Source organism: Roseateles sp. P5_E8, assembly GCF_054177665.1.
Genome location: NZ_JBGCUM010000003.1, coordinates 189,405 through 199,081 on the forward strand (window position 1 = coordinate 189,405; position 9,677 = coordinate 199,081).

The 9,677-nt window shown below is 70.1% G+C and carries 8 protein-coding genes; 7 read left to right on the forward strand and 1 reads right to left on the reverse strand.

Annotation, left to right across the window (positions count from 1 at the left end; all coding sequences use genetic code 11):
* Window positions 1-69 precede the first annotated feature (69 nt).
* From gspL to gspF, 6 genes are read left to right on the forward strand one after another with little or no spacing between them, the layout of a single operon-like run.
* Entirely contained in the window at window positions 70-1,323 is a 1,254-nt protein-coding gene (gene gspL, locus ACXRVZ_RS03310) for a type II secretion system protein GspL (protein ID WP_457422693.1), read from the forward strand.
* Window positions 1,323-1,856 (forward strand): type II secretion system protein GspM, encoded by a 534-nt coding sequence (gspM, locus tag ACXRVZ_RS03315; protein WP_457422695.1) that lies wholly within the window; start codon window positions 1,323-1,325, stop codon window positions 1,854-1,856. The genes gspL and gspM overlap by 1 nt, the downstream gene beginning before the upstream one ends.
* Window positions 1,856-2,743: a type II secretion system protein N gene (gspN, locus tag ACXRVZ_RS03320; RefSeq protein WP_457422697.1), complete on the forward strand. Its 888-nt coding sequence runs from the start codon at window positions 1,856-1,858 to the stop codon at window positions 2,741-2,743. The genes gspM and gspN overlap by 1 nt, the downstream gene beginning before the upstream one ends.
* Before the next feature lie 2 nt (window positions 2,744-2,745).
* Complete coding sequence (gene gspD / locus ACXRVZ_RS03325; protein ID WP_457422699.1) at window positions 2,746-4,947, forward strand: type II secretion system secretin GspD; 2,202 nt, start codon at window positions 2,746-2,748, stop codon at window positions 4,945-4,947.
* 12 nt (window positions 4,948-4,959) lie between these two features.
* Window positions 4,960-6,384: a type II secretion system ATPase GspE gene (gene gspE, locus ACXRVZ_RS03330; RefSeq protein WP_457422701.1), complete on the forward strand. Its 1,425-nt coding sequence runs from the start codon at window positions 4,960-4,962 to the stop codon at window positions 6,382-6,384.
* A 3-nt stretch (window positions 6,385-6,387) separates the two neighbouring features.
* Window positions 6,388-7,599 carry a type II secretion system inner membrane protein GspF gene (gene gspF / locus ACXRVZ_RS03335; RefSeq protein ID WP_457422703.1) on the forward strand — a complete coding sequence of 404 codons (1,212 nt, stop codon included), beginning with the start codon at window positions 6,388-6,390 and terminating at the stop codon, window positions 7,597-7,599.
* A 121-nt stretch (window positions 7,600-7,720) separates the two neighbouring features.
* On the opposite strand, the gene ACXRVZ_RS03340 is transcribed toward gspF, so the two are convergent.
* The gene (locus ACXRVZ_RS03340) at window positions 7,721-8,239 is read right to left on the reverse strand and encodes a DUF3455 domain-containing protein (protein WP_457422705.1); all 519 of its coding nucleotides are present in this window, start codon (window positions 8,237-8,239) and stop codon (window positions 7,721-7,723) included.
* A 74-nt stretch (window positions 8,240-8,313) separates the two neighbouring features.
* On the opposite strand from ACXRVZ_RS03340, the gene ACXRVZ_RS03345 reads away from it, so the two are divergent.
* Complete coding sequence (locus ACXRVZ_RS03345) at window positions 8,314-9,210, forward strand: 5'-nucleotidase (RefSeq protein WP_457422707.1); 897 nt, start codon at window positions 8,314-8,316, stop codon at window positions 9,208-9,210.
* The last annotated feature ends 467 nt before the right edge of the window (window positions 9,211-9,677 follow it).

The window sequence follows — 9,677 nt, forward strand, 5'->3', positions numbered from 1 at the left end:
CGCCCGCCTTTGATTCGAGCCTTCACTGCCACAGCCCCCTCCTAGAATGCGCCGCGCCTGCCTGCCCCTATGAGCACCCTGCTGCTGTTCCTGCCCGCCCGAGCGCGCCTGCGCGCCCTGGGCAGAGCCGCGCCCGCGACGACCGCGCTGCGCGAGTACGACTGGGCGCTGACGGCCGATGGCCGCCACGTCGAGCGCGAAGGCCGCTCCGCCGCCACCGCGCTGCCGGCGGCCGACAGCGTCATCGCCATCCCGGCAGAGTCCGACATCGGCTGGCGCTGCGTCGAGCTGCCGCGCGCCGGCCGCCAGATGCGCGCGGCGCTCGCCGGCAAGCTGGAAGAGGCCTTGCTCGACGACCCCGAGGCCGTGCACTTCGCCATCGAGCCCGATGCCGCCGGCGGCGACACGGCCTGGGTGGCCATCACGTCCAAGCTATGGCTGGCAGACCACCTCGCCCAGCTCGACGCGGCGCACGTCTTCGTCGATCGCGTGGCGCCGCTGTCCTGGCCCGATGAGCTGGCACGCGGACATTTCTTCGAAGCCCACGACGGCAGCGGCAATGGCAACAGCGACGACGGCATCGCGCTGCGCTGGAGCCACGCCGAAGGCGTCGCGACGCTGCCGCTGCAGGGCGGCCTGCCGCGCCAGCTGTTCCCGCCCGGCCTCGTGCACGCGGCGCAGTGGACGGCCACGCCCGGCATCGCCACCAGCGCCGAGCGCTGGCTGGGCACCACCGTCACCGTGCAGACGCCGGCCCAGCGGGCGCTGGCCGTCGTCGACGGCGCCTGGGACCTGCGCCAGTTCGAGCTGGCGCCGCGCGCCCGTGGCGTGCGGGCGCTGCGCCTCTTCAGCCGCGGCCTGATGCGCAAGCCCTGGCAGCCGGTGCGCTGGGGCCTGGCGGCGCTGGTCGTCGTGCAACTGCTCGGGCTGAACCTCTGGGCCTGGCACCAGAACCGCGAGCTGGCCGCGCGCCGCGAGGCCATCACGGCGACGTTGACCGGCGCCTTCCCCGAAGTGCGCGCCATCCTCGACGCACCAGTGCAGATGCGCAAGCAGCTCGACCTGCTGCGTATCAGCGCCGGCAGCGTTGGCGAGCAAGACCTGGAAGCCCTGCTCGGCGCCGCCGCCACCGCCTGGCCCGCCGACCGGCCGCCCGCCGAGGCGCTGGCCTTCGAGCCCGGCCGGCTCACCGTGTCGGCCCAAGGCTGGGGCCCGCCCCAGGTCGACAACTTCCGCAGCCAGTTGCAGAGCGACGGCTGGCAACTCGACGCCAGCGAGGGCAAGCTGACCATCAGCCGCGCCAGCGCCCAAGGACGACGCTGATGGCTTCCCGCTTCACCTCCACCGCTGCCGATGACGGCTTCGCCGCCCAGTTGCGCCATGCGCGCGCCCAGGCCCTGACGCAATGGCAGACGCTGGGCGAGCGCGAACGTTTTGCACTCGCCTCCATTGCCGTGCTGCTGGGTCTGCTGCTGGCCTGGGCCATCCTGCTGGCGCCGGCCCTGCGCACGCTCAAGGCCGCACCCGCCGAACTCGAAAAGCTGGAACTGCAGCTGCAGCAGATGCAGTCGCAAGCCCAGGAAGCCGGCGCGCTGCGCAAGGCCCCCAGCGTGCCACCGGCCCAGGCGCAGGCGGCGCTGACGGCCTCGGTCGAGCACCTGGGCCCGGTTGCGCGCCTGAACCTGACCGGCGACCGCGCCGTCGTCACGCTGAACGGCATTGCGCCGCAGGCCTTGCAGGCCTGGCTGGGCGAGGTGCGCTCGGCCGCACGCGCACGCCCCGTCGAAGCGCAACTCACACGCGGCCCCAAGGGCTATTCCGGCAGCCTCGTCCTCAGCCTGGGAGGGGGCGCCTGATGGCCTGGTTCAAGAAGAAGCCCGCGCAACCGCCGATGACGGTGCAGGACTCGGTCTTCCAGGCCAGCACGCTGCAAGCCGGGCGCCCGGTGCGCCATGGCACGGCGCGGCGCTGGAGCATTGCCGGTGCGCTGATCGGCCTGGTCGGCGCCCTCATCCTGTTTGCGCCGGCCAGCTGGCTGGCGCGCTCGCTGGCCTCGGCCACGGGCGAGCACCTGCTGCTCGTCGACACGCGCGGCAGCATCTGGAACGGCTCGGGCGTGCTGGTGCTGACCGGCGGCGCGGGCAGCCGCGACGCGTCGTCCCTGCCGGGCCGCCTGCACTGGAAGATGAGCCTCAAGGGCGCTGGCCTGCAGCTCGCGGCGCGGCAGGACTGCTGCATCAACGGCGAGCTGCTGCTGGGCCTGAAGCCCGGCCTGGGCCGCATGGAGATCAGCGTCGACAGCCGCGCCGACTGGCTGGCGCGCCTGCCGGCCAGTGTGCTGGCCGGCCTGGGCACGCCGTGGAACACGCTGCAGCTGGGCGGCTCGCTGCGGCTGTCGGCGCGTGAGTTCAAGCTGGAGTCGGTGCAGGGCCGCTGGCGCCAGTTCGGCGACCTGCAGCTCGACCTGCTCAACCTGTCCTCGCGCATCTCCACCATCGCGCCACTGGGCAGCTACCGCCTCAACCTGAGCGCCGACCCCGGCAACCCCGGCGTCAGCGCGCTGCACCTGTCCACGCTGGAAGGCGCCTTGCAGCTCAGCGGCGCAGGCACCGTGGTGCCGGGCGGCAAGAGCCGCTTCATCGGCGAGGCCAGTGCCGCGCCGGGGCGCGAGCAAGCGCTCGACAACCTGCTGAACATCATCGGACGCCGCCAGGGGGCGCGCTCCGTCTTGACGATCGGATGATCATGAATCTCCAACGCACCGCCACCGCCGTTGCGATCGCAGCTCTGCTGCTGACCGCAGGCAGCGCGTTCGCGCAGCCAGACAACGCCACCGTGCAACGCTCTCGTCCGCGCGGTCCAGCCGTCAGGGCCAGCTCGCCGGTCACGCTTAACTTCGTCAACGCCGACATCGAGGCCGTGACCCGAGCCATCGGCGTCATGCTGGACCGCCAGATCATCATCGACCCACGCGTCAAGGGCACGGTCACGGTCTACAGCGAGCAGCCGGTGTCGGTGGCCGAGGCCTACCGCAACTACCTCGCCGCGCTGCGCGGTCTGGGCTTCACCGTCGTCGAGACGGCGGGCCTGCTCAAGGTGCTGCCCGAGGCCGACGCCAAGCTGCAGGCCGGCTCGGTGGCCGTGGAAACCAGCAGCGCCCGCGGCGACCAGATCCTGACGCAGATCTTCCGCATCCAGCACGAGAACGCGAACAACCTCGTCGCCGTGCTGCGCCCGCTGATCAGCCCCAACAACACCATCAACGCCAACCCGGGCAACAACAGCCTGGTCATCACCGACTACGCCGACAACCTGCAGCGCATCGCCAAGATCATCGCGGCCATGGACACGCCGGGCACCAGCGACATCGAGATCGTGACGCTGAAACACGCCGTCGCGGCCGACCTGGCGCCGCTGGTGCAGCGCCTGGCCGACGGCGGCGCCACCACCGGCGCGGCCGTGCCGGGGCAGAGCAGCAGCGCCGTCAACGTGCTGGTGGACCCGCGCTCCAACGGCCTCATCCTGCGCGCCAGCAACCCGACGCGCCTGGCCGCCGTCAGGGCCATGGTCGACAAGCTCGACCAGCCCAGCGTCGACGGCGCCGGCAACAACATCCGCGTCGTCTACCTGAAGAACGCCGACGCCGTGAAGCTGGCCACCGTGCTGCGCGCCGCCTTTGGCGCGGGCTCGTCGAGCAGCGCGGGCGGCAGCAGCGGCAGCGGCACGTCCGGCACCAACACCGGCAGCCTGAGCGGCGCGGGCACCAGCTTTGGCGGCGCCAACAACAACGCGATGGGCAACAACGCGGGCAACAGCAGCGGCATAGGCGGCGCCTCGACGGCGGCGACGTCGCCGCTGAGCGCCTCGGCCGGCCCGTCCACGGGCGGCTTCGTGCAGGCCGACCCAACGACCAACTCCCTCGTCATCACGGCGCCCGAGCCCCTGTACCGGCAGGTGCGCGCCGTCATCGAGCAGCTCGACGCGCGCCGCGCCCAGGTCTATGTCGAGTCGCTGATCGTCAAGATCGACAACACCAAGGCCGGCCAGTTCGGCGTGCAGTGGCAGAACCTGTTCGGCAGCAAGGGCGACAACACCATCACCGGCGCCGGCACCAACTTCGGCTCGGGCCTGGCCAACATCATCAACGGCACCGTGGCCGTGGCCAGTGGCCGCGAGGGTGTCGGCAGCGCGCTCAGCTCGGGCACGGCACCCACAGGCCTGAACATCGGCATCCTGAAGAAGGTCGGCGACTTCTACACACTGGGCGCGGTGGCCAACTTCTTCGAGAGCCAGAGCGGCGCCAACGTGCTGTCTACGCCCAACCTCGTGTCGCTGGACAACGAGGAAGCCCGCATCGTCATCGGCCAGAACGTGCCCTTCGTGACCGGCTCCTATGCCAACTCGGGCACCAGCACCGGCGGCACGGTCAACCCGTTCACGACGGTGGACCGCAAGGACGTGGGCCTGACGCTGAAGATCAAGAGCCAGATCGGCGAAGGCGGCACCATCCGCATGCAGGTCTACCAGGAGAACTCCTCCGTCGTGCCTGGCAGCAGCGGCACGCAGGGCCCGACGCTGGACAAGAGCGCCATCGAGACCTCGGTCGTCGTCGATGACGGCGACATCATCGTGCTGGGCGGCCTGCTCAAGGACGAGTACACCGATGGCGACGACGGCGTGCCCGGCCTGTCCAAGATCCCGCTGATCGGCAACCTGTTCAGCAGCAAGAACCGCAAGCGCGTGAAGACCAACCTGATGGTCTTCCTGCGCCCCGTCGTGCTGCGCACGGCCAGCGGCGCCAACCAGCTCTCGCTGGACCGCTACGAAAGCATCCGCGGCGTGCAGCAGGTCAACCAGCCGACCAAGAACTTCATGCTGCCCGACACCGGCGCACCGGTGCTGCCGGAGCCCAAGGCACCGGTCAGCAAGATCCCGCCGCAGCAATAACGTCTCCCGTTCATGGCCGCGAACCGCCACCCCCTGCCTTATGCCTTTGCGAAGGCCAACTGCGTGCTGCTGGAAGACGACGGCAGCACGCTGACGCTGTGGGCACCGCCCGAGGTCGCGTGGGCCACGCTGTCCGAGGTGCAACGCCTGTACTCGGTGGACCGGCTCGAAGCCGAGGCCGCAAACTCCCTGACTGCACGCATCAACGCGGCCTATGCGGGCAGCGAGTCGAGCGCGGCCGTCGTCGTCGGCGAGGTCGAGAGCGCGGTGGACCTGTCCCGCATGATGCAGGACCTGCCGGCGGTGGAAGACCTGCTGGAAGCCGCCAACGACGCGCCCATCATCCGCATGCTCAATGCGCTGCTGACGCAGGCGGCCAAGGACGGCGCGAGCGACATCCACATCGAGCCCTACGAGCGCAGCAGCTCGGTGCGCTTTCGCGTCGACGGCACGCTGCGCGAGGTGGTGCAGCCGAACCGGGCATTGCACGCGGCACTGATCTCGCGGCTGAAGATCATGGCCGAGCTGGACATCGCCGAGAAGCGCCTGCCGCAGGACGGCCGCATCAGCCTGCGCATCGGCGGCCGCGCCATCGACGTGCGCGTGTCGACCCTGCCCAGCGCCCATGGCGAGCGCGCCGTGCTGCGCCTGCTGGACAAGAGCGAATCCAAGTTCACGCTGGAAGGCCTGGGCATGGACGGCCAGGTGCTGTCGGCGTTCAAGAAACTGGTGCAGCAGCCGCACGGCATCGTCCTCGTCACCGGCCCGACGGGCTCGGGCAAGACGACGTCGCTGTACGCCTCGCTGCAGACCGTGGACACGGCCACCACGAATGTGCTGACCGTCGAGGACCCGATCGAATACGAGCTGCCCGGCATTGGCCAGACCCAGGTCAACGCCAAGATCGACCTGACGTTTGCCAAAGCCCTGCGCGCCATCCTGCGCCAGGACCCGGACGTCATCATGATCGGTGAAATCCGCGACTACGAGACCGCGCAGATCGCCATCCAGGCGTCCCTCACGGGCCACCTGGTGCTGGCCACGCTGCACACGAATGACGCGCCCAGCGCCGTCACGCGGCTGACCGACATGGGCGTGGAACCCTTCCTGCTGTCGTCATCGCTGTTGGGCGTGCTGGCCCAGCGCCTGGTGCGGCGGCTGTGCCCCGTCTGCAAGACCCAGGACGACCACGGCCGCTGGCACCCCGTGGGCTGCGATGCCTGCGGCCACACCGGCTACAAGGGCCGGACCGGCGTCTACGAGCTGATGGTGGCCGACGATGCCGTGCGCAGCCTCATCCACAACCGCGCGCCCGAAAGCCAGCTGCAGGCTGCGGCCGAAGCCATCGGCCTGCGTTCGATGCGTGAGGATGGTGAGCGCTTGATCGAGAGCGGCGTGACATCTCTGGAAGAAGTGCTGCGCGTGACCCGCGAATAAGCCGTGCCCGCCTACAAATACGAAGCCCTTGCCGAGTCCGGCCGCCAGGCCAGCGGCCTGATCGAGGCCGACAACCCACGCGCCGCCCGCGCGATGGTGCGTGGCCTGGGGCTGACGCCACTGTCCATCGAGATGGTGCAGCAGCACGGTGCCCAGGAAGGCAGCCGATTCACGCGGCGCGTCTTCAGCGCGACCGCCCTGTCCGTCTGGACCCGCCAGCTCGCCGGCCTCGTCGGCTCCAGCCTGCCCATCGAGCGCGCGCTGACCGCACTGGCCGACGAGAGCGAAGACGCCAGGCAGCGCGAGCTCATCAGCCAGCTCAAGGCCGAGGTCAACGCCGGCTCGACCTTCGCCCGCGCGCTGGCCACGGCGCCGCGCGAATTCGATGACGTCTACCGCGGCGTGGTGGCCGCCGGCGAGCAGAGCGGCGCGCTGGGCCAGGTGCTGGAGAAGCTGGCCGACGACCTGGAGGCGCGCGAGGACCTGAAGTCCAAGCTCATCGGCGCCATGGCCTATCCGGCCATCGTGTCCCTCATCTCGGTGCTCATCGTCATCTTCCTGGTCACCTACGTCGTGCCGCAGATCGCGACCGTGTTCACCAGTTCCAAGCGCACGCTGCCGGCACTGACCATCGCGATGCTGGCCGTCAGCGACTTCGTGCGCAGCTGGGGCTGGGCCATGCTGGGTGGCCTCGTCGCCGCTGCGCTGATCCTGCGCCAGGCACTGAAGGCGCCGGCCTTCCGGCTGCGCTTTGACGCCGGCATCCTGGGCCTGCCGCTGGTCGGGCGCCTCGCGCGCGGCTACAACGCGGCGCGCTTTGCCGGCACGCTGGCCATGCTGGCCGGCGCCGGCGTGCCCATCCTGAAGGCGTTGCAGGCAGCGGCCGAGACGCTGTCCAACCGCGCCATGCAGGCCGATGCGCTGGACGCGCTGACGCAGGTGCGTGAAGGCGCGCCGCTGGGCTCGGCGTTGGCGGCCAAGAAGCGTTTCCCTGGCATCCTGGCCATGTTCGCCCGCCTGGGCGAGCAGACCGGCCAGCTGCCCGAGATGCTAGGGCGCGCGGCGCGCCAGCTCAGCGTCGAGGTGCAGCGCCGCTCCATGGCCGCAGCCACGCTGCTGGAGCCGCTGCTCATCGTCGCGATGGGCGCCGTCGTGCTGCTGATCGTGCTGGCGGTGCTGCTGCCGATCATCCAGCTCAACACCTGGGTCAAATAAGACCACCCCTACCGGCTTCGCCGGCCCCTCAAGGGGCATTGCCAGCAGCCAGGCAAAGCCGGTTCCGCGGCAGTCGCTGGAGGGGCGGCCGCGCTGCGCGTGCCTGGCTGTATCCGCGGTCTTAGCGGTAGAAGTAGTAGACCGCCGTGTAGGCGACGCGGGCCGGCTGGCCGAGCTTGGCGGTCGTGCATGGCTCGGCGGGCTCCACGCCGCCGCCGGTCTGCACGCGCTGGATGCTGCGCACCTCGGCCAGCACGCCGCTGCCACTGTTGCTCTTGGCACTCAGCAGCAGCCACGGAATGGCCGTTGCCGGCGTGGGGCTGGGCGCGCGTTCCTTGACCTCGCCGACGACGCGACTGCCGTCCAGCGCTTCCCAGGTCGGGCCGGCGTAGTGCTTGCCCAGCGGATTGCTGCGGCGATCCGCCAGCGCGGCCTCAGGCGCGCGGAAAGCCCACGCCGGGCCGCTGCCATCGGCCTTGGCGGTGCAGTCGTAGATCTGCACACCGCTGGCCAATGCCTCGAAGACCAGCACCTGGCCGGCGGGCGGCTTCAGGTTGTCGGGCACCTCGGAAGGCCTGGTTGGTACCGAGGCGCAGCCGGCAAGGGTGATGACGGCAAGCAGGACGGATGCGACGCGCATGAAGATCTTTCGAGCTGTGACGCCGCGAGTCTAGAAAGTCGAAGCCGTCAGGTCGCCCCCTATCATCAACCGCCATGCCAGCCACGCTCACCGGTCAACTCGTCGTCGCGATCTCGTCGCGGGCCCTCTTCGATTTCGAGGCCGAAAACGAGGTCTTCGAGGCCCGTGACGACCGGGCCTACATGGCCTTGCAGCAGCAGCGCCTGGACGAACCCGCGCCGCCCGGCGTGGCCTTCTCGCTGGTGCGCAAGCTGCTCGCCTTCAACGACGGTCGGGCGCCACAGGTCGAGGTGGTCGTGCTGTCGCGCAACGACCCCATCTCCGGCCTGCGCGTGTTTCGCTCGGCCAAGCACTACGGCCTGCCGGTGGAGCGCGGCGTGTTCACGCGCGGCGCGTCACCGTGGCGTTATCTGAAGCCGCTGTCGGCCCACCTCTTCCTGTCGGCCAACGACGACGATGTGCGCCAAGCCCTGGCCGCCGGCGTGGCCGCGGCGCGCGTGATGCCGCTGGCGGCGCGCGCCTCGGCGGCCCACCCCAACGAGTTGCGCATTGCCTTCGACGGCGACGCGGTGCTGTTCTCCGACGAGGCCGAGCAGGTCTTCCAGCGCGACGGGCTGGCCGCCTTCCGCGAGCACGAGGTGCAGCGCGCCCACCTGCCGCTGCCGGCCGGGCCGTTCAAGCCGGTGCTTGAGGCCTTGCAGCGCCTGCAGCAGTCACCTGGCGGCGGCATGCGGGTGCGCACGGCCCTGGTCACCGCGCGCAGCGCACCGGCCCATGAGCGCGCCATCCGCACGCTGATGGACTGGAACATCGAGGTCGACGAGGCGATGTTCCTCGGCGGCCTGGCCAAGGGCGAGTTCCTGCGCGAGTTCGAGCCGGACTTCTTCTTCGATGACCAGGTGGGTCATGTGGAGAGTGCGGCAGTGCATGTGCCGGCGGGGCAGGTGACGATGGGGATCGCGGCGGTTTGATCTTGGCTCGTGGATGGGGTGTCAGGGTGACGGCCGCGCCGGGATTTCGCCCCGGCGGGCGAGTCACTTTCTGGTCCGCCAGAAAGTAACCAAAGAGCTCCCCCCGACCGCCCCGCCCTACGCTGCGCTTCGGGTGCCCTGCGGTACTCAAGCCTTGAGGCCCCGCCCGGAACTCGCGCCGCTACGCTCTGCTCAAACAACCGTGCGGAGTCAGTTCTTGAAGTGCGCTGCGCGCACGGCCTCAAGCCTTTCCGTTCCTCGGCGGGGCTAAAGGGGGCATACGAAATACATCCACCGAACGGCTTCGGGGTTTGGCTGTTGGCTGTTCCGGGAACCTCCCCTTCTAAACCGCCGAGAAGCGCAGAAACCCGGGGCGCGAGCGCAGCGAGCCTCAAGCTCTGACTTCGCACCCCTTTGTTTGAACGGAGCGTAGCGAAGTGAGTTGGGTGCGGCCCCGGGTTTCGAGA

Bases quoted from the DNA above. Each gene is read 5' to 3' on its own strand.
- ACXRVZ_RS03340 (WP_457422705.1), bottom strand. From the start codon at position 8,239: ATGCGCGTCGCATCCGTCCTGCTTGCCGTCATCACCCTTGCCGGCTGC.
- gspN (WP_457422697.1), top strand. From the start codon at position 1,856: ATGGCCTGGTTCAAGAAGAAGCCCGCGCAACCGCCGATGACGGTGCAG.
- gspE (WP_457422701.1), top strand. From the start codon at position 4,960: ATGGCCGCGAACCGCCACCCCCTGCCTTATGCCTTTGCGAAGGCCAAC.
- ACXRVZ_RS03345 (WP_457422707.1), top strand. From the start codon at position 8,314: ATGCCAGCCACGCTCACCGGTCAACTCGTCGTCGCGATCTCGTCGCGG.
- gspL (WP_457422693.1), top strand. From the start codon at position 70: ATGAGCACCCTGCTGCTGTTCCTGCCCGCCCGAGCGCGCCTGCGCGCC.
- gspM (WP_457422695.1), top strand. From the start codon at position 1,323: ATGGCTTCCCGCTTCACCTCCACCGCTGCCGATGACGGCTTCGCCGCC.
- gspD (WP_457422699.1), top strand. From the start codon at position 2,746: ATGAATCTCCAACGCACCGCCACCGCCGTTGCGATCGCAGCTCTGCTG.